Raw genomic sequence first — 19,875 nt, 5'->3', positions numbered from 1 at the left:
GTTATTGATATAAGCCAGTCATTACACAATGTCTACGCATCAAAAAGCGACCGACTCCCGTTGGGTGCCACGAATCACTTCCACTGTGCCCCCACGCACAGCCCCTGCAGCCGCCGCTTTGGTGGCCACTGCCGCTACGTTGCGAGTCGCTGGTTTATGGCCCGGAGATGATTTCGAATCGGCGCTCAGACCATCTATTTCGATCCCTGCAAATGCCTGGTTATCAGGCTGTTTCAACGCTTCCTGCTGATCGCGCGTCAGATCCTTTTTTGCCGTCAGCACAGCAGGAATCTGCGGAAATAAGGCAACGTCGGAAATGGTTTCATCGCTGGGGCTGCGCAATGCCAGCGTCAGCTTGCCGTTCTGGGTTGCCAGCAGCAGTCTGTTGACATCGGCAACCGGCGTCGCCAATACCGCAGTACGCGGCGCCTGCTGTTGGGATTGCTGTGCGCCCTGTGACGGTTGTGCGGATTGGGAGGACTGTTGTGCCGGCGCTATGCCGGCACTGCCACCACTGGTCGCAGTACCGATCACGGCCGTTCCGTACGAAAGCACATGTACCCGCGACAGCAGCAAGCGCGACTGCGTTGTAGTGATGTCTTGCGACTGTTTGAGCGTGAAAAAAACATCCACATAATCCCCCGGCTGGACACGATTGCCGGCGCCGACAATTTCATCGACAGCTATCGCCACCGCCCGTTCGCCATCCGCCAGCTTGACAGACAGGCCACTGGCCAGGCCGCTTTCCGTAATGGGTGTACCGGTGCCGATGTCAATCAACGGGATTTTTCCAACTACAGAACTAGCCTGGTTGTATGCACCCGCAGGATTGATCGGTAGCGTCACCAGGCTGATATCGTTGGTGGTGATTACCTTGCCCGCCTCCAGCGCACGTGCCGCAACGATCACCTCGTATTGCTGGGAAGATTTGCCAATTGCCGCCGGCGCCGGCGCAATCGTCAGCGGTGGACGGCTGCCGAGCCACCAGGCCACAAACGCAAGCCCGAGCGCTGCCATTACCAGTATTGCTGCCACAATTTTTGTCAGATTATTCATAGCGTGTAATCGATGCCTATCCGAACGAAGAGATTGTCCAAAATGGTTTTCTTGTCAAATTCAAATCAACAGAAGTCCAACCACTGATTGATCCGAGATCGATAAAAAATTCATCCAATAAATTCCCACGCGTGCGAAGACCGTATTCAATCAATCTGCACCGTGGCCTTGCTCGTCAGCGTGTTTGGCACTGCAACATTCATGAGCGACCCCAGCAGTAGTGGCACCAGCGGATGCGCGCGATAGGGGTATATGACATTGACAGTGATGCATTGTGCAGTGGTGCCAGCAGGGAAGGTGCAGGTGAATGGTCCGACCGGCGCGCAGACTGCGTTAGCACCCAGCCAGCTGATCATTTGGTTGGCGGTATTGCAGCCATTCGGCCCGCGATTCGCCGCGATAGGGGTATAGCGCAGCGCAGCGCGCGCGCCCTCTTCGGCCGCCATGGTCAGAGATTGCTGCGCCAGGAAAATCAACACATAGGTGATGATCCCATATAGCAGCAAGAAGAATACGGGAAAGATCAAAGCAAACTCTATCGCTGCAATACCGCGCTGAGCAACGCTCTTGGCCCCTCGATCCATATCCGGATGAGCTGCACGTTTATATTGGTTATACATCCCTGCTCCTGTTCTTCACAGCCGAAGCGATTCATACATTAGCGACACGCGCTCTACTGACATGTACGATGTACACAAGAACTCAGGTAAAACCTGGAACAACTCCAGCACTCTGCATCCCGGCCCAAGCCCCCGCTAGTGCCAAATATGCTGCAAAAGGAATACCAATTCGGTTGCCGCGTTTCTCCAGAATGCGTTGATATAAAATCCAGCCGGCTACTCGCGTTGCAACCACTTGCAAACCCGGCGCCAGCCCCAGCCTCAAGACATAGACTGCAACAGCGTGCACGCCGGCGATCGCCGAAGCAATCAAGAACACCGGCAACAGTGCGCTTGGTCCAAGCAAAAAACCAAGCACGGCAAAAAACTTGACATCACCTGCCGCCATCGCGCGCAAGACGTAGAATGGCAAGAAAAATGCCAATCCCAACATAAAACCGTAGATTGCGCTTCCCCAGGCCATTCCATTCAACCCCGCGCCTGAAGCTGCAAGCCAGCCTAGCTGCGCTGCCATCGCCATCAGGAGCAACTTGTTGGGAACCCGCCGGAACAAATAGTCATACAGGAATATCGCGGCGCAAAACAACAAGAACAGCGGCAAGAGAATGCTCATGTCCGGTATGTTTTTCTCTGTCCAGCCAGTCGCTGAGAATGGCCGGACAGTTCATGGTTTCCGGTTGATAGTTCGGTTGAATTCTCAGGTGGCAGGTATCTGAGCAGCGATATAAGCGAATATCGTTTGCAGCTTGGTACCTAGAAGAGTGACCCCACCTATTATCACCACCGCAACCAGCCCGGCAATCAGACCATACTCAATCGCCGTAACGCCATCTTCGTCCCGAAGAAATTTCATTAATTTGACGTTCATTGTGATCTCCTAAAGAAACACCATCGCATTAAAGAGGTAGTCCCTGGCACTGCAATCCAGACGAATAAAAACAAGCTATCTGATTACAAATAACCACTCCCAAATCCGGACTACGCAGTATCAGCATAGCCCCGATTAAAAATTACCTCAAGATAAATTTTTCTCTTAAGAAACTTATTATTAGAGTATTACCTCTACTCACATTTTCATAGGTAAACCGCGACTTCATATTGAAATATTGTTTTACATTGTGAAAAAATGCTTACATGAAAACAAGTAAAAATTACCTCATAGAAATTTAACAATTAACTATTGACGTGTGTTTTCGATAGCTTTTTCCGACATGAAAATGCAGTGTAATTTCTGTATTTTGAGGGCTTGAAAAAAACACCGGAAACGCCGCTCACCGGCAGCTTTATTCGCTGCGGCGCGTTAATTGTTAAAAGCCCGGGTTGGCTGTGGATGACGAGCAGTTGATTGTAGTCAACATAAAATCATGCTGCTCGGCATGAATCAAGATCCATTTAAGCTGCCGTGAGGCAAGACTCAATCCATCTGATACGAATATATGGCGTTTACGCGTGGCGAACGCGAACTGGAATTGACGGGAAGATCCGCCACCGGCTTGGCCACCGACAGGTCTAGCGAGTAGTAATGGCCGTCTGTAAACCGTACCCCCAGCGCAACAGAGCCCAAAGTGTCGTGCATCAAAGGACCTGCATTGGAATACACTCGAGAATGGTCCACCAGAAAATACGGTTGCACCGATTTCAGGTAGGTGTAGCTCATGGGAAACAGACGGTTTACTTCCGCCGATATGCCCCAGCCTTTGTCGCCGGCGACTTCTCCTGAAGGATAAGCCAGGCCGAACAATCTCCCGCCGAAACCAATCTGCTCCGAGGTCGGCAAAATATTGCTGCTGTACTGCGTGCTGGCCGCCACCGCAACGCCAAAGCCGCCGGGCAGCTGGTTCGATTGCGATGCTTGCAGGGTGACACGGGTGAAGCCCAAATCTACATTATTCGTCGGGCTCTTGGTCCCCAGAGAACTAATGGCTTTATAAACGCCGACACTCAACTGGCGCGTCTGCTGCAATTTTTCAGGACTTGTTTTAACGTCGACCCACGCCGCTTCCGCACTCAATACCCGCACTTGCGAACTGATCTCAACCGTCATCGGCGTAGTAGGTATCGCGGCCGTGAATATTTGGCTGTTTTCGGCGCCATAAGCACCGCCGGTGACCGTCAGGCTATGCGTGTTATCCAAAATTACCGGATAACTGAGAGAACCGCCGACGTGCGTGGTTTTAGTTTGGTATTGCGTCAGATAGTTCAGGGGAGCCAATGCAGCATTTTGCGGTTCAGCCCGATAATCCGACAAATTCAGTCTTCCCAACAAGCCATCGCTGCCGATCGGCTGGACATAATTGAGCGCATAGAATTTTTCATGCTGGTCGCCGCTCGGTTGCAGCGTACTCACCGTCACCTGCTCGCCCAGCGGCGTCAGACCGTTGCTGCTGGCGGTCAGCAAGCCGCGGATGCCTGATTGCAGGTTATCGGCGCCGATGCCTGCGGTAATCGGGTTCCGTTTCACCGTCAGCACCATGTCTGCAGCGCCATCGGTGGTGGTCGGCGGCGCCACGTTGGCGACAATCTTGACGCCTGGCTGCAAGCTGAGAATACCCGCGACCCGTTCAAAAGTCGCGCGGCGTAACGGCCGGTCTTGCTGCAATTGTTCGGCGATCCGCTTCAGGCGCTCTTCGCTGCCACCCGGGTTGCCTTCAACCTTGACGTTCTGGACGTAGCCTTCCACCAGCGTGATCAGCACCACATTATTCTCGAAGCTCTGGGCCGGCACGAAGGCAAAGGATAGCGGATAACCGCGGTCCTGATACATCTGCGTGACCTTGTTGGCGGCGGCCAGCAATTCTGCCACGGTGGTATCGCGGTTGGCCATCGGCGCGAACAGCGCCGCGACTTCTTCGAATGGCAAGGCCTTGCCGCCGGCGATCTTGAAACTCGAAGGAGTCAAATGACTTGCCAAGAGTTTTTGCATGGCCGGATCGACCGGCTGCGTCTGTACATTGATGGTCACCGTCGGGCTGGCCGGCGCTTCGGTCTTGGGCAGGGCATCGGTCGGATTGCCTTGCAACGGACTGCGCGAATCGGCAAGCGCGGGCGCGGCAGTCAGCGTCATCAGCCAATAGGCGCTGCTGGCCAGGATCAATCCAGCGCGGCGGGAGCACTTCGATTTAAATAGTTGCATGCGGCTACGGCTCTCGTTCGTTATCGACGGCAAAACCATTCTATTCATCGCGGTCTGAAAGCAGGACCTGAAGTCACTGTTAAAGTACGGCAATAATTCATTCAGTGCAACTATTTTATTCTGCAATGCGTTGTCAATCCGCTGTCAATCTGTCTCGATCTGATTTGACGTATTGACTTCCTGGAAAACAAAAAGCCTTGGTAAAAACCAAGGCTTTTTGCATCCCCCTGCCGCCTTTTATTTTTTGCTCGAAGCGCCCAGCAAACCACCCAAAAGACCGCTCGATTGGCCGCTACCGCTGGCGCCTGTCGTGCCGCCTGAAATGCCGGAGGTCAGGCCGGCAACCAGGTTAAGCACCGGAGCCAATGGGCTGGCTGCAGTGCCGCCGGCGCCCGCGGTTCCACCCAAGCCGCCTAACAAGCCAGTGACAGGAGCCAATGGGCTGCCTGTGCTCCCACCGGCGGCACCGCTAACCGCACCGGTCAGGCTGCCTAGCAGGCCGGTCACTGGCGCCAGGATATTGCCTGCTCCGCCGCCACCGCCAACACTGCCGGTCAAGCCGCCCAGCAAGCCTGTGACAGGAGCCAGAGGCCCACTACCGCCGGCGCCGCCGACAGCGCCGGTCAGGCCACCCAGCAAGCCCGTGATTGGAGACAATGGGCCGCCGGCGCCGGCAGCGCCGCTAAGGCTGCCGGTCAAACCATTCACGACACCAACCACAGGGGCCAGCGGGCCGGTAAGCGCGCCCAGCAATGCGTTGTCAACCGGTTGCAAGATACCGCCGGTCTTGCTACCCAGCAGCGGCTGGCCGGTACCGGTAATGCCATTGGTGGACAGCCCCCCCACCAGGTTGCCGGTATTGCTTACCACCGGCCCCAGATTGCTGACGACAGGCACGCCTGAATTAGTCAGCCCGCCGCCGACGCTGGAGACGGTATTGCCGAGCACGCCTAGCAACAGGTTAGCCGGCTGGTTGAGCGCCGTCACATTGCCGACCGTTTGCAAAACGGTGGCGGCGGTATTGGTCAATGGCACGATTGCAGTGCTGACTGTCTGCGTCAGTTGCTGTACCGGACCGGTAGTCAATGCTGTCGTTACCAGCGGCGCCACGGTGCCGGAGACGGTATTGCCGATAGTGCTGACCAGGCCGCCCACTGGCGTAGTCACGGGCGCCAGGACGCTCAGCGGACCGGCGCTGCCCAGGCTTGAGACCACCTGGCCGGCGCTGTTCACGGTAGCGCCAACCTGAGCCACCACGCCGCCGGTGCTGCCGACGGTAATGCCAAGCGGATTTTGCGCAGTGCCGATCTGGCCAAGGCCATTGGTCAGGCCGCCGCCCAGCACGGTGACGATGCCGCTGGCGTTATCTATCAGGCCTGACAGTGCTGTCTTGGTGCCTGGCATCAATGGCAATTGACTGACGATTGTGTTGCCGGCGCCATCAACCGCTGTACCGACGCTTGAGACCGTCGTGCCGAGATTCGACAGCGCATTGCCCGCTGCCGCTGGCGTGACCGGAGTCACCGGCGTAACCGGGGTGACCGGCGTCGTCGGCGTGGTAGGGCTAGTCGGTGTCGTGCCACCGGGACCGGTGCCGGCAGTGGTGCCGCCGGCTCCCCCTCCTGTCAGGCTGCCACTACCGCCGCAACCGCTGAGCAGCGCTGTCAGTAACATGGACGCCGCCAGCAATCCGCTTTTTTTCGATGCTTTCATGATCTATCTCCCTTTTTGATGAATCGGATAACAGCTATGCCTACTGTCTTTCCGCAAAGAGCGTGCCAGCCGGAAATGCAAGCAAACCCGTTGCCGAGGCACATCATCCAATTTTCAAAAAGAGAAAATAAATCCTTATAAATCAATGACTAGCAGAAATTTTACTATATATAATCTTATGTTGGACTGCGCTGCCACCACGTTCTCTGACACGTAACATGTAACGTAACAACAAGGAACATCGCTCGCCCGGCGGCTTCAAAACAATAACAAAATCGCCATTTATCCACTGCGCCGCAACAGCCTATAATGGAGGCTTTCGATCGTCACCTGAAAACCGCCAGCTATGCCCAAGTCCCTGGAAAATTTACTGGTCGTGGGAATTTCATCCCGCGCGCTATTCGATCTGGAAATCGAGGAAACCATCTTTCGCCAGCAAGGGCTGGGGGAATATCGCCGCCATCAACTGCTCAACGAAAATCAGATCCTCAAACCTGGCGCCGGCTACGCGCTGGTAAAAGCGCTGCTGAAACTCAACCAGCTGACCGGCCAGCGTTTCGTCGAGGTGGTGGTGATGTCGCGTAATTCCAGCGAAACCTCGATGCGCATCTTCAACGCGATCAAACATTACGATCTCGACATCACGCGCGCGGTGCTGTCCGGCGGCGCCTCGCTGGCGCCGTACCTGCAGGCTTTCAATGTCAGCCTGTTCTTGTCACTGCACGAAGATGACGTGCAGGCCGCAGTCAATTCCGGCGCTGCGGCGGCGCTGTTGTACCAGATGCCCGACAACGCCATGGAAGAACTGGACCAGATTCGCATCGCCTTCGATGGCGACGCCGTGATTTTTTCAGATGAATCGGAAAGGATCTACCAGGCCGAGGGAATTGAGGCATTTGAAAAACACGAGCGCGAAAACGCACTGTTGCCCTTGCCGCAAGGCCCGTTTGCGCGGCTGCTGCTGGCGCTGTCCTACATCCAGAACAATTTCAAGAACCCCGATGGCCACGCCGCGCCGATCCGCACGGCGCTGGTGACGGCGCGTTCCTCGCCGGCCCACGAGCGCGTGATCCGCACCTTGCGCGCCTGGGATGTCGCGATCGATGAAACCTTCTTCATGGGCGGCCTCGTCAAATCCGACGTGCTGGCGGCCTTCAAGCCACACATGTTTTTTGACGACCAGCCCGGCCATTGCGACCGCGCCGCCAGCCGCGTGCAAACCGGCCGTGTGCCCTTGATACAGTCCGACAACCTCAAATAGATCGTCGCAACGCTCAGGCGGTCGGCAAGGTATAAGCCTTGAACTGCTCACGCAATTTATTTTTCAGCAGCTTGCCGGTCGCCCCGATCGGCAAGGCGTCGACGAATGCGACGTCATCCGGCGTCCACCATTTGGCGACTTTGCCTTCGAAAAATTTCAGCAGTTCCGCAGTACTGACTTCCGCGCCCGGCTTGCGCACCACCACCAGCAAGGGCCGCTCATCCCACTTCGGATGGAAGATGCCGATGCAAGCCGCCATCTGCACTGCCGGATGCGCCATCACGATATTTTCAAGATCGATGCTGCTGATCCATTCACCGCCGGATTTGATCACATCCTTGCTGCGATCCGTGATTTGCATGTAGCCGTCGGCATCGATGGTCGCCACATCGCCGGTCGGAAACCAGCCGTCCTGCAGGATATCGGCCCCCTCATTCTTGAAATAGCTGTCGACAATCCACGGCCCCTTGACCAGCAAATTACCATAGGTGACGCCATCCCACGGCAGCTCCTGGCCGGCATCATCGACGATTTTCATATCGACGCCGTAGATCGCATGGCCCTGCTTTTGCAATAGCAGTTCCTGTTCTTCCAGGGGCAGCGACAAATGCCTGGTTTGCAAGGCGCCGGTGGTCCCCAGCGGCGACATCTCGGTCATGCCCCAGGCATGCACCACCTCCACGCCGTAGCGATGATGCAAGCTCTTCATCATCGCCGGCGGACAGGCCGAGCCGCCGATAATGGTGCGCTTGAAACTGGAAAAGCGCAGATTGTTCTGATCCATATAATTCAGCAGGCCCAGCCAGACCGTAGGTACGCCGGCGGACATGGTGACCTGTTCCTGCTCGAATAATTCGTACAAGGATTTACCATCCAGTCCCGGTCCCGGAAACACCATTTTTGCGCCGGTCAAAGGCACGGCATACGGCAAACCCCAGGCATTCACATGAAACATCGGCACTACCGGCAGCACGGCGTCGCGGCCGGAAATATTCATGGTATCCGGCATGGTCGAAGCCAGCGAATGCAACACGGTGGAACGATGCGAGTACAGCGCGCCCTTGGGATTGCCGGTGGTGCCAGAGGTGTAGCACAGGCTGGAGGCGGAATTTTCGTCGAACAGCGGCCAACGGTAATCGTCCGCACTGGCCGCCAGCAGCTCTTCGTAGCACAGCAGATTGGGCAGATTGCTGTCCACCGGCATATGCTCACGGGCGCACAGGGCGATATAGCCCTTGATGGTCTTGGCCAGCGGCGCCACCGCTTCCACCAGCGGCAGGAAGCAGGTATCGAACAACAGATATTGGTCTTCGGCGTGGTTGGCGATATAGCCGATCAGGTCTGGATGCAGGCGCGGATTAATTGTATGCAGCACCGCGCCGCAGCCGGAGACCGCGTAGTAGGCTTCCATATGCCGGTAACCGTTCCAGGCCAGCGTGGCGACCCGCTCGCCCATCCTGACGCCGAGTGCGGCGAGGGCATTGGCGAGCCGCCGCGAGCGCCGATGACACTCGCTGTAGGTGTAGCGATGCAGATCGCCCTCAACCCGCCGCGAAACGATTTCATTGGCGCCGAAATAGCGGTCGGCGTGCTGGATGATGCTGGAGATGAGCAAGGGCTGGCTCATCATCTGCCCCATCAGCGGGCTCTTCGGATACTCGGACATCGCATCTCCTGAAAATTATAGTGCTGCTGTTTTAACTATAATTTACACGTTTTATCTCTCTTGCGACCAACTAAAACGTGTCCGGCGATACCTTTCCGAACCAATAAAAAAGGGCCCTGCTTCGCCGCCGATCATCTGGCGCTAAAGCTGGGCCCTTCTATTTCTGCTAACTGCTTCTATATAGATCTTAGCGCGCCGAGATGGCATCCACCACGCACAAGGCGGTCATGTTGACGATACGGCGCACGGTGGCCGATGGCGTCAGGATATGCACCGGCTTGGCGCAACCGAGCAAGATCGGACCCACCGCAACGCCATTGCCGCAAGTGTTCTTGAGCAGGTTGTAAGCGATATTGGCGGCGTCGATATTCGGCATCACCAGCAAATTGGCATCGCCTTTCAGCGCCGAGTCCGGCATCAATGTACGGCGCAGCTCGATGTTGAGCGCGGTATCGCCATGCATTTCTCCGTCCACTTCCAGATCCGGCGACAGTTCCTTGATGATGGCCAGTGCGTTGCGCATCTTCTGTGCCGAAGCACTGTTGCTGGAACCGTAGTTGGAGTGGGACAGCAAGGCTACGCGCGGCTTGATGCCGAAACGCAGCATCTCTTCCGCCGCCAGGATTGTGATCTCAGCTAATTGCTCGGCAGTCGGCTCTTCGTTGACGTGCGTATCGACCAATACCAATTGGCGATCAGTCAGGATCAAGGCATTCATCGCTGCGTAGACATTGACGCCTTCGCGCCGGCCCAAGACCTTGTCGATGTAGTTCAAATGCAGGCTGGTAGTGCCGTAGGTGCCGCAGATCATGCCGTCGGCGTGGCCCTTGTGGATCGCCATCGAACCGATCAGCGTGTGGCGGCGGCGCATTTCCAGCTTGGCATATTGCTCGGTCACGCCCTGGCGCTTGGTCATGGCCAGGAAGGTTTGCCAGTAGTCGCGATAGCGCTCGTCGAAATCCGGATTGATGACTTCGAAATCGACATCCGCTTTCAGGCGCAGGCCGAAACGTTCGATACGTTGCTGCAGCACCGCCGGACGGCCGACCAGAATCGGCCGCGCCAGGTTTTCATCGACCACCACTTGCACGGCACGCAAGACACGTTCTTCTTCGCCCTCAGCATAGACGATGCGCTTCTTCTCGGCTGGCGTCTTCTTGGCGGCCTGGAACAATGGCCGCATGAAGGTGCCGCTGCGATAAACGAATTGCTGCAGCTTGTCGATATAGGCTTCCATATCCTGGATAGGACGGCTAGCCACGCCGGAAGCCACCGCTGCCAGCGCGACTGCCGGTGCAATCTTGATCATCAGGCGCGGATCGAACGGCTTCGGAATGATGTACTCGGGGCCGAACGACAGGTTGGTAATGCCGTAAGTGGTGGCGACGATGTCCGATTGCTCGGCTTGCGCCAGTTCGGCGATCGCATGCACCACGGCGATTTCCATCTCGCGAGTGATAGTGGTAGCGCCGCAATCCAGCGCGCCGCGGAAAATGTACGGGAAGCAGAGGACGTTGTTAACCTGGTTCGGATAATCCGAACGGCCGGTCGCCATGACAGCGTCGTCGCGCACGGCCTTGACGTCTTCCGGCAGGATTTCCGGGCTCGGATTCGCCAGCGCCAGCACCAGCGGCCGCGGCGCCATCGCCTTCACCATGTCTTGCTTGAGCACGCCACCTGCCGACAGGCCGAGGAAAATATCCGCGCCCGGCATCAGTTCGGCCAAGGTGCGCGCATCGGTCTCGCGTGCAAAACGCAGCTTGTCCGGATCCATCAGTTCGACCCGGCCGTTGTAGACCACGCCGGCCAGGTCGGTGACGAAAATATTTTCAATCGGGAAGCCGAGATCGACGATCAGGTCGAGGCAGGCCAGCGCCGCGGCGCCCGCGCCCGACACCACCAGCTTGCAGTTCTTGATGTCTTTGTTGACTACCTTGAGGCCATTGAGAATCGCCGCGCCGACGATGATAGCGGTACCGTGCTGGTCATCGTGAAAGACCGGGATCTTCATGCGGTCACGCAACTTGCGTTCGATCTCGAAGCACTCAGGGGCCTTGATGTCTTCCAGGTTGATGCCGCCGAAAGTCGGTTCCAGCGAGGCGATGATGTCGCACAGCTTGTCCGGATCGTGCTCGTTGATTTCGATGTCGAAGACGTCGATGCCGGCGAATTTCTTGAACAGCACGCCCTTGCCTTCCATCACCGGCTTGGAAGCCAGCGGACCGATATTGCCCAGGCCCAGCACGGCGGTGCCGTTGGTGATGACCGCGACCAGGTTGCCGCGCGCTGTGTAGCGGAAGGCGTTGGCCGGATCGGCGACGATTTCTTCGCAGGCAGCGGCAACGCCAGGGGAGTAAGCCAGTGCCAGATCGCGCTGGTTAGTCAGTAATTTGGTGGGAGTTACGCTAATTTTCCCGGGGGTCGGAAACTCGTGATATTCAAGCGCCGCTTGGCGTAATTGTAGGCGAAGCTCTTCTTTTTTATCGATCATCGAATCCATGTTCCTCTGTCCCCAAGTGTCACAAGTGAAAGTCTCTGATTTTATCAGACTGGTCGTAACCGGCTATGCGAATTTCGCATGGTGAATAGCGATTTCACATAGTTGTATATTTGCAATAATTATTACATATTAAAAATGCCACAAACTATCATAGTCATAAATATATGCAATTTCTAATTTCGATAAATAAAATCTATCATCTATCCCAAGGTAATAACAAAACACCCCTTCCCTGGAATAACCGAGAGAGAACACATCATGACAAACCAAGACAGCAGCATCAAATCAGTCACCATCGAAAACCTGGAAGCCGCCTTCGCCGGTGAATCCATGGCCCATATAAAATACCGCTATTTCGCCAAGCTGGCGCGCGAAGCCGGCGCCAACGACGTCGCCAAGATTTTTGAAGATACAGCGGATCAGGAAGTCATGCACGCCTTCGGCCATCTCGACCTGCTGTATCCGAAAGCGCAGTTGACCCCGGCCAAATCGCTGGAAATCGCAATTGAGGGCGAAACCTACGAATATACCGAGATGTATCCGAAATTCCGCCACCTGGCGATTGAAGAAGGCAACCAGGCCGCCGTCGCCGAATATGACGAACAAATCGCCGAATCGAAAGAACACGCGGAAAATTTCAAGCGCACCCTGGAAAAGGCTGCCAAGCGCTTTGCAGCGCTGGCCAAGGTGGAAGAACGCCATGCCAATCATTACCAGCATGCGCTGGATGCACTGAAAGCGGCATAATTGTGTATTGAACCGTGCATTGAATCGTGCACTGAACCAGCCCGGTAGCGGGGCAAAGCGTTGCCGGGCTGACCAACCAACTATTTATTACGACACACACTCACAGGAATACAAAATGAAAACTTACCAATGCATCGTTTGCGGCCTGATCTATGACGAAGCGGCCGGCTGGCCGGAAGACGGCATCGCCGCCGGCACCAAGTGGGAAGATGTCCCTGCAACCTGGGAATGCCCGGATTGCGGCGTCGCCAAGGCTGACTTTGAAATGGTAGAAATCTGAGCAGATGTTGTAAAATCAGCCGCCGCATCGCTGCAAGCGCCAACGGCGGTTGGCTGGACATCCATTTCAACAAATTAAAGCCGCTTTATTCTCACAGCTACCAATCCCCAGGAACTCCATGAAACCCATTATCATCATCGGCGCCGGCATGGCTGCATATACGTTGGCACGTGAAGTGCGCAAACTGGACAAAACTGCCGCACTGCTCATTATCACTGCCGACGATGGTGGTTTCTACTCCAAACCGATGCTGTCGAACGCTTTTGCGCAAAAGAAGATGGCGGCGCAACTGATCTCCCAAAGCGCGGTGCAAATGGCGGAGCAGGTTGGCGCCAACATCATGACCAAGACCAGCGTCAAGCATATCGATACCGCCGCCAAGGTGGTCGACACCAGCAGCGGCGCTTTCGACTATGCGCAATTGGTCATTGCAGTCGGCGCACAAGCGATACGGCTAGGCATCGCCGGCGACGCCAGCGACCGGGTGCTGTCGGTGAATCATATCGACGACTACGCCACCTTCCGCGAGAAACTGTTGATGGAACAGCCGCACACGGAGCCGGCCACGGCCCGCGTGGTGATTCTTGGCGCAGGCCTGATCGGCTGCGAATTCGCCGACGATTTGGCGCTGCACGGCCACAAAGTCACATTGGTTGATCCGAATCCGTTGCCGTTGGCAGCTCTGGCGGCGCCGGCGTTGTCGCAAGGCTTGCACGCTGCGCTCACCGCCCGTGGTATCGACCTGCGGTTAGGCACTACTGCCGTCAGCGTCGATCACGCTGACGGTGCGATCAAGGTCACCTTGGCCAACGGCGAAACTGTCATTGCGGATGTGGTGTTGTCTGCCGTCGGCTTGCGCCCTGACCTGACATTGGCGCAAGCGGCGCAACTGAAAACCGGCCGCGGCATCATTGTCGATAGCCATGGCCGTACCAGCGCCGCCGATGTGTATGCGCTGGGCGATTGTGCCGAATACCTGGTCGACAGCGAAGGCCGCACCAGTCCGCTGCCTTACATCGCGCCGATCCTTACCGCCGCGCGGGCGATTGCCAAGACATTGACCGGCGAAGATACTGCCATCGATCTCAAGCACTCTCCGGTCATCGTCAAAACCCCAAGCTACCCGCTGGCGCTGGTGCCGCCGCCAATGCACGCTGTCGCAACAGGCCGCTGGGAAACCGAAGTGGATGGCGTCACCACCATCTGCCGGTTCTTTGATGCACAAGGAATAATGGTTGGTTTCGGCGTCGCGCCGCAGGAAGCGAAAATCAGGCAAGCCTTGATGGTGGCGTTGGGAACAAGCGCTTCAGAATAGACGATATAAACTTGTTGCAGTCATTCCCGCGAACGCGGGAATGACTCGGTCGGAAATGACTCGGTCGGAAATGACTCGGTCAGAAATGACTCGGTCGGAAATAACCGCACTTTTCCAGCTATCCACGTGGGCAAAACTGCCTGCCCATCCTACGCAAACTCCGCAATCAGCTCGACAATCTCTGCACCGTAGGTCTCCAGCTTTTTCTCGCCGACCCCACTCACCCCACGCAAATCATCCAGCGACCCGGGCTGCGCCTTGGCGATTTCGCGCATGGTCGCATCGTGGAAAATGACATAGGCGGGAACGTTATGCTTGCGCGCGGTTTCGACCCGCCACCAGCGCAGTTTCTCGAAAATGGCCTGCTCCAGCGTCGACAGATCGGTCTCGACATAACCCTTGGATTTGCCGCTGCTGCGTTTCTGTTTGACCGGTTTCTGGTATTGCCGCAACTGCACCGGATGTTCGCCTTTCAGCACCGGCCGCGCAGCGTCGGTCAGCTTGAGCGCGCTGTATGCTTCATGGTCGACCGTAATCAGGCCGAGTGCAATCGATTGCCGCAGAATCGCCCGCCATTCCGCCTCGCTGCGATCGCTGCCGATGCCGAAGGTGGACAGCTGATCGTGCCTCCATTGCTTGATCTTGTCGGAATCTATGCCGCGCAAGACATCCATGACGTGCATCGCGCCGAAACGCTGGTCGACCCGGTAAATCGTCGACAGCAGTTTTTGCACCACCACCGTGGCATCGAATGATACCGGCGGATTCATGCAGGTATCGCAATTGCCGCAGCGTTCTGAACCCTGGCCGAAATAATCCAGCAGGCGCACGCGGCGGCAGTGCAGGGTTTCGCACAGGCCGAGCATCGCATCCAGCTTCACGCCCAACACTCGCTTGAAGGTCTCGCCGGCTTCCGATTCATCGATCATGCGGCGCTGTTGCACCACGTCCTGCAAACCGTACGCCATCCAGGCATTGGCAGGCCCGCCATCGCGGCCGGCGCGGCCGGTTTCCTGGTAATAGCCTTCGATGCTTTTCGGCAGATCCAGATGGGCCACGAAGCGCACGTCCGGTTTGTCGATGCCCATGCCGAAAGCGATGGTGGCAACCATCACGATGCCGTCTTCGCGCAGGAAGCGCCCTTGGTTTTTGGTGCGTTGCGCGTACTCCATGCCAGCGTGATAAGGCAATGCGGAGATCCCTTGCTGCACCAGAAATTCAGCGGTTTCCTCCACCTTCTTGCGCGACAGGCAATACACGATACCGGCATCGCCGACATGTTCGCTTTCGATGAAATCCAGCAGCTGCTTGCGGCCGTTGGCCTTTTCCACAATCTGATAGCGGATGTTGGGACGATCGAAAGAAGAAACAAACCGCGCGCCGTCTTCCAGCTGCAGACGCATCGCGATTTCTTCACGCGTCTGCTGATCGGCGGTCGCCGTCAGGGCGATTCGCGGCACCTGCGGAAAGCGTTCGTGCAGAATCGACAGCTTGATGTACTCGGGCCGGAAATCATGCCCCCATTGCGATACGCAATGGGCTTCGTCGATCGCAAACAAGGCGATCTTGGACGACTCCAGCAACTCCAGACAACGCGGCGTCAGCAAGCGTTCCGGCGCCACATACACCAGGTCGAGATCGCCGCTGCGGACGCGGCGTTCGATCTGCGCTGCTTCTTCATAGGTTTGGGTGGAGTTCAGGAAAGCCGCGCGCACGCCGACTTCCGCCAGCGCGTCGACCTGATCCTGCATCAATGCGATCAGCGGCGACACCACGACCCCGACGCCATCCCGCAACAAAGCCGGAATCTGATAGCAGAGCGACTTGCCGCCGCCGGTCGGCATCAGTACCAGCGCATCCCCGCCGTTGGCTACATGACTGACAATCTCAGCCTGCTGGCCACGGAACGAGGGATAACCGAATACCGTTTGCAGTATGTGAAGTGCTTGCGGATCGGAACTTGATGCTGCTGCTGAATTTGGCATTGATACACTTTTAACTATGATGCTTACTTAATGACTTGATTAATGACTTGACTAAGGATGCTTAACTGAGAAAACCGTTGTTGACCGCAACCAGGAGGAAAATCCCCAGCGCGATGCGATAGACGATGAACGGCCAGGTGGAGAATTTCTCCAGGAATTTCATCAGGCCCCAGATAGCGCCGAAGGCGGAAATACTAGCCACGACCAGACCGAAGATCAGCAGCATCCAGGTTTCCAGCGGCATATGCAGGTGGAACAACACCAGCAGTTCTTTCAAACCGGCCAGGGCAATCGCCGGCAAACCGAGCAGGAAAGAAAAACGCGCCGCTTCTTCGCGCTTGAAATTCAGGAACAAGGCTGCGGTCAGGGTCGAACCGGAACGCGATACGCCGGGAATCAGCGCGCCAACCTGCGCCAGGCCGACGATCAGCGCATCGCGCAACCGCATTTCACCCATGGTGCGACGATGCTTGCAACTCAGCTCGGCCAGCGCCAGCAATACGCCCATGGCGATACAGGCATAGCCGATCACGCTCAGGCTGCGCAACGGCGAGCCGCAGGCATTTAATACATGCGACAGCGACAGGCCGGCGATGCCGATCGGAATGGTGGCCAGGATGATGGCGACGCCGAGGCGGAACTGCGGACTGCTGAAATTACGCTGGCGTACCGCGGCGATGCTGCCAACGGTAACCTCGCGCACGTCGCGCCAGAAATAGCTCACCACCGCCGCCAGCGCCGCCAGCTGCATCGCTGCCGAAAACGCCGAACCGGGATCATGCCAGCCCAGCACCGCCGGCACGATGCGCATATGCGCGGTGGAAGAAATCGGCAATAACTCAGAGATGCCTTGAATTACACCGAGAATCGCTACCTGCAAATAGTCTAGCGATGCAAACCCGATATCGGTACCAGCGGAACATACACTTGCCACAACATTCTCCTGCAGAGGATTAAATGATTAGATGTTTAAAACAGAGTTGACTGCCGTGCTCAATGCGCCCAGCTGACCCAGCCGGTATAACCGGTCACGATCACGATTATCCCGAACACAATCCGGTACCACGCAAACGCGGTGAAATCATGGCTGCTGATATAGCGCAGCAACCAGCGCACGCACAGGAACGCCGAGATGAACGCCGCTACGGTGCCAATCGAAAACAAAGGGATGTCGGCCGCCGACAGCAGCGCGCGATCTTTATACAGGGAATAAATGGTGGCGGCAAACAGCGTCGGGATCGCCAGAAAAAAGGAAAATTCGGTAGCCGCCTTGCGCGACAGGCCGAACAGCATGCCGCCGATAATCGTGGCGCCGGAACGGCTGGTGCCGGGAATCAGTGCGAAGGCCTGAGCAAAGCCGATCTTCAAGGCATCCAGCGCCGTCATGTCATCGACCGATTCGACGCGCGCCACGATGTTGCCAGCACGGTTGCCGCCCTGGCTGCGCGCGCTGTTGCGGCGCTCGACCCAGAGAATCACGAAGCCGCCGATGATCAGCGCAATCGCCACCGGTAGCGGCGCAAACAGTTTTTCCTTGATCATCTTGCTGAATAGCAGGCCGAGTACCGCCGCCGGAATGAAAGCGATGATCAGGTTGATCACCAGCTTGCGCGCCTTGGGATCGCCGGGCAGGCCGCGCAAGACGGCGGCGATGCGCGCCCGGTATTCCCAGCAGACGGCGAAAATCGCGCCGGCCTGGATGGCAATCTCGAATACTTCGGCTTTTTCACGGCCGATATTGGCGGTAAAGTCCAGCAGGCTGCCGGCCAGGATCAAGTGTCCGGTCGACGAGATCGGCAGGAACTCGGTGAAGCCCTCGACCAAACCCATGATGAGAACTTTAAGCGCGAGAAGTATATCCATGTAGTGTAGTAGAGGGCAAAGTAGAAGAATAAGTAAATCGTGCGGCGGGACAAATGATACCGTCCCGGCCGCCGGCGTGTAGCGAGAGTTTTCTTAAAACAGGCGGGCTATTTTACCGGTTCGAACGTAACCACCAGGTTTTCCGGCTTGGTGGCGATACGGGTCGGCATGAAAGCGACGCCGGCATAGTGCAGATCTTCCGGCTTGAAGGTATACAACGGCAGCTTGGTCAGCAGTTGCTGCGCCAGCAGGTTGCCGATCTGGCTCACTTGCGCGGCGTAGGTATTGTCCAGGCCGTTCAGCACCAGGCTATCCAGTTTCGGGTCGGCCAAGGTCACTGCATTCTGCGCGTTATCCAATGTCAGGACGCCGGAAATCGCCATCTTGCCGCTCCATGACTTGCCCAAGAGCGGCAACGCCACCGTGACATCGGTATTCATGGCCAGGCGATTCTGCTCGACCGGCAAGCTGAGCAGGGCCTTCTCTGCCGTGATGTCAAATATACCCAGGTAACGCCGCGAAAACGGCAAACGTTTGTCGACAGATTGCTGCAATTTTTCGAGTGGGAACGCAATGTCGCGCGGACCGATAAGGGCGGCGCAGGATGCCAGCAACAGCGCGGCAAACAAGACCGGCAGCACGAAGATTGTCTTGCCTGATACAGGCCAGATTGATTTCATTCAGATTTCCTTATTTTTTGCCAACGAACAAAAACCGAGACAAAAGACAGAGACATAGATAGAGACAAATTCAGCAGCGCCGATTCTACCCTGCGGTCAATTGCTCAAGCGTTGCCAGGTAATGCATCGCATGCGTCCGGGAACTGCCACACATGTCTGCCGCGGGCTGCAAACTGGCGCAAACGGCAGGCCGTTCGGGGCTATCGAAAATCCGGCAAAGATTCGCCGGATCCAGTTGGATACAACGTACGCCCGCCGGCTTGCCTTTAGGCATACCGGGGATAGCCGACGAGATCGACGGCGCAGTACAACAGGCGCCGCAATCCGGACGGCAAGCGATGGCCGGCAGGCTCAAGTTGCGGCCCTGCCGGATGAAGCCAGTGTTGAAAACATGTAAAAATTACCAGATGCAAAGGATGGTCAAGCAAAGCCAGATTTTACCGCTATCTAGGGCCTGTTCACATTATCAGTTCCAACGGCAGCGCAGTGGTGGATTTGATCTGCTCCATTGAAAACGCCGACGACACGCTATGCAATTGGGTCAGTTTGATCAGTTTCTTGTAAAAAGCATCATAACCCTGGATATCTGTCGTCACCACTTTCAACAAATAGTCGACATCGCCGCTCATGCGGTGAAACTCCTGCACTTCCGGCAACCCCATCACCGCGGCGGCAAATTTGGCCAGCCACTTTTCATCATGCTGGCCGGTGCGCATGCTGACGAACACGGTCACCGGCAAACCGATTTTGTCGCGATTGATGATGGCGACGCGCCGTTCGATATAGCCGTCGTCCTCCAGCCGCTTCAGGCGTTTCCAGCAAGGCGTGCTGGACAGGCCTATCTTCTCGCTGAGTGCAGCGACGGACAGGCTGCCATCGATCTGGAGCGCGGACAGTATCGCATGATCGAATTTATCGAGCGCCAGCTTGTTTAGCATATTCATGCTTAATTTTTAAAATAAATAGAATTAACGTTTTCCATTTTATCAAATACAAGGGATTTTTAGTATGTCTTTACACGCCGAAAACAGTAAACTATTTGCAAGTTTATTAGCC

General features: G+C 56.5%; 18 protein-coding genes. 4 read left to right on the top strand and 14 right to left on the bottom strand.

The annotated features are described in order from the left end of the window. Positions 1–39: 39 nt before the first annotated feature. The 6 genes from cpaB to ABI171_RS13425 all read right to left on the bottom strand — a co-directional run bounded on the left by cpaB (position 40) and on the right by ABI171_RS13425 (position 6,522). On the bottom strand, positions 40–1,056 hold the full coding sequence (cpaB, locus tag ABI171_RS13450; protein WP_348093067.1) for a Flp pilus assembly protein CpaB: 1,017 nt from the start codon (positions 1,054–1,056) through the stop codon (positions 40–42). 146 nt (positions 1,057–1,202) lie between these two features. Continuing rightward, positions 1,203–1,640, bottom strand: a complete 438-nt coding sequence (locus tag ABI171_RS13445; RefSeq protein WP_348093095.1) for a TadE family protein — start codon at positions 1,638–1,640, stop codon at positions 1,203–1,205. 118 nt (positions 1,641–1,758) lie between these two features. Then, positions 1,759–2,289: an A24 family peptidase gene (locus tag ABI171_RS13440; protein ID WP_348093066.1), complete on the bottom strand. Its 531-nt coding sequence runs from the start codon at positions 2,287–2,289 to the stop codon at positions 1,759–1,761. 84 nt (positions 2,290–2,373) lie between these two features. Next, a complete protein-coding gene (locus ABI171_RS13435; protein ID WP_348093065.1) occupies positions 2,374–2,544 on the bottom strand; it encodes a Flp family type IVb pilin in 171 nt (56 codons plus the stop codon). Between the two features lie 546 nt (positions 2,545–3,090). Beyond that, positions 3,091–4,809, bottom strand: coding sequence for a POTRA domain-containing protein (locus ABI171_RS13430; RefSeq protein ID WP_348093064.1), 1,719 nt, complete (start codon positions 4,807–4,809; stop codon positions 3,091–3,093). 237 nt (positions 4,810–5,046) lie between these two features. Next, positions 5,047–6,522: a collagen-like triple helix repeat-containing protein gene (locus ABI171_RS13425; protein ID WP_348093063.1), complete on the bottom strand. Its 1,476-nt coding sequence runs from the start codon at positions 6,520–6,522 to the stop codon at positions 5,047–5,049. A gap of 346 nt (positions 6,523–6,868) precedes the next feature. On the opposite strand from ABI171_RS13425, the gene ABI171_RS13420 reads away from it, so the two are divergent. Further along, the gene (locus ABI171_RS13420; RefSeq protein WP_348093062.1) at positions 6,869–7,783 is read left to right on the top strand and encodes a 5'-nucleotidase; all 915 of its coding nucleotides are present in this window, start codon (positions 6,869–6,871) and stop codon (positions 7,781–7,783) included. Positions 7,784–7,796: 13 nt separating this feature from the next. On the opposite strand, the gene ABI171_RS13415 is transcribed toward ABI171_RS13420, so the two are convergent. Together ABI171_RS13415 and ABI171_RS13410 are read right to left on the bottom strand one after the other, a co-directional pair. Next, entirely contained in the window at positions 7,797–9,449 is a 1,653-nt protein-coding gene (locus ABI171_RS13415; protein ID WP_348093061.1) for a 3-(methylthio)propionyl-CoA ligase, read from the bottom strand. A gap of 187 nt (positions 9,450–9,636) precedes the next feature. After that, positions 9,637–11,949 carry an NADP-dependent malic enzyme gene (locus ABI171_RS13410; RefSeq protein WP_348093060.1) on the bottom strand — a complete coding sequence of 771 codons (2,313 nt, stop codon included), beginning with the start codon at positions 11,947–11,949 and terminating at the stop codon, positions 9,637–9,639. 258 nt (positions 11,950–12,207) lie between these two features. On the opposite strand from ABI171_RS13410, the gene ABI171_RS13405 reads away from it, so the two are divergent. From ABI171_RS13405 to ABI171_RS13395, 3 genes are all read left to right on the top strand, one after another. After that, a complete protein-coding gene (locus ABI171_RS13405) occupies positions 12,208–12,696 on the top strand; it encodes a rubrerythrin family protein (RefSeq protein WP_348093059.1) in 489 nt (162 codons plus the stop codon). Positions 12,697–12,811: 115 nt separating this feature from the next. Further along, on the top strand, positions 12,812–12,976 hold the full coding sequence (locus ABI171_RS13400; RefSeq protein ID WP_038485925.1) for a rubredoxin: 165 nt from the start codon (positions 12,812–12,814) through the stop codon (positions 12,974–12,976). 118 nt (positions 12,977–13,094) lie between these two features. Next, entirely contained in the window at positions 13,095–14,291 is a 1,197-nt protein-coding gene (locus ABI171_RS13395) for an FAD-dependent oxidoreductase (protein ID WP_348093058.1), read from the top strand. 149 nt (positions 14,292–14,440) lie between these two features. Here the strand turns inward: ABI171_RS13395 and recQ are convergent, their stop codons facing one another. The 6 genes from recQ to ABI171_RS13365 all read right to left on the bottom strand — a co-directional run bounded on the left by recQ (position 14,441) and on the right by ABI171_RS13365 (position 19,757). Then, entirely contained in the window at positions 14,441–16,276 is a 1,836-nt protein-coding gene (gene recQ, locus ABI171_RS13390; RefSeq protein ID WP_348093057.1) for a DNA helicase RecQ, read from the bottom strand. Between the two features lie 61 nt (positions 16,277–16,337). Then, positions 16,338–17,210, bottom strand: a complete 873-nt coding sequence (locus ABI171_RS13385; RefSeq protein WP_348093056.1) for an undecaprenyl-diphosphate phosphatase — start codon at positions 17,208–17,210, stop codon at positions 16,338–16,340. 59 nt (positions 17,211–17,269) lie between these two features. Beyond that, complete coding sequence (locus ABI171_RS13380; protein ID WP_348093055.1) at positions 17,270–18,139, bottom strand: undecaprenyl-diphosphate phosphatase; 870 nt, start codon at positions 18,137–18,139, stop codon at positions 17,270–17,272. A 107-nt stretch (positions 18,140–18,246) separates the two neighbouring features. Next, positions 18,247–18,819, bottom strand: coding sequence for a DUF1439 domain-containing protein (locus ABI171_RS13375; RefSeq protein ID WP_348093054.1), 573 nt, complete (start codon positions 18,817–18,819; stop codon positions 18,247–18,249). An 85-nt stretch (positions 18,820–18,904) separates the two neighbouring features. Continuing rightward, positions 18,905–19,159 carry a YkgJ family cysteine cluster protein gene (locus ABI171_RS13370; RefSeq protein WP_348093094.1) on the bottom strand — a complete coding sequence of 85 codons (255 nt, stop codon included), beginning with the start codon at positions 19,157–19,159 and terminating at the stop codon, positions 18,905–18,907. A gap of 118 nt (positions 19,160–19,277) precedes the next feature. Next, on the bottom strand, positions 19,278–19,757 hold the full coding sequence (locus tag ABI171_RS13365) for an Lrp/AsnC family transcriptional regulator (protein WP_348093093.1): 480 nt from the start codon (positions 19,755–19,757) through the stop codon (positions 19,278–19,280). Between the last annotated feature and the right edge of the window lie 118 nt (positions 19,758–19,875).

The sequence above is a fragment of the Collimonas sp. genome, from assembly GCF_039923675.1.
Classification (GTDB): domain Bacteria; phylum Pseudomonadota; class Gammaproteobacteria; order Burkholderiales; family Burkholderiaceae_D; genus Collimonas.
The sequence above is the reverse complement of the archived record's forward strand: the minus strand, read 5'-3'. Positions and strand labels throughout refer to the sequence as shown.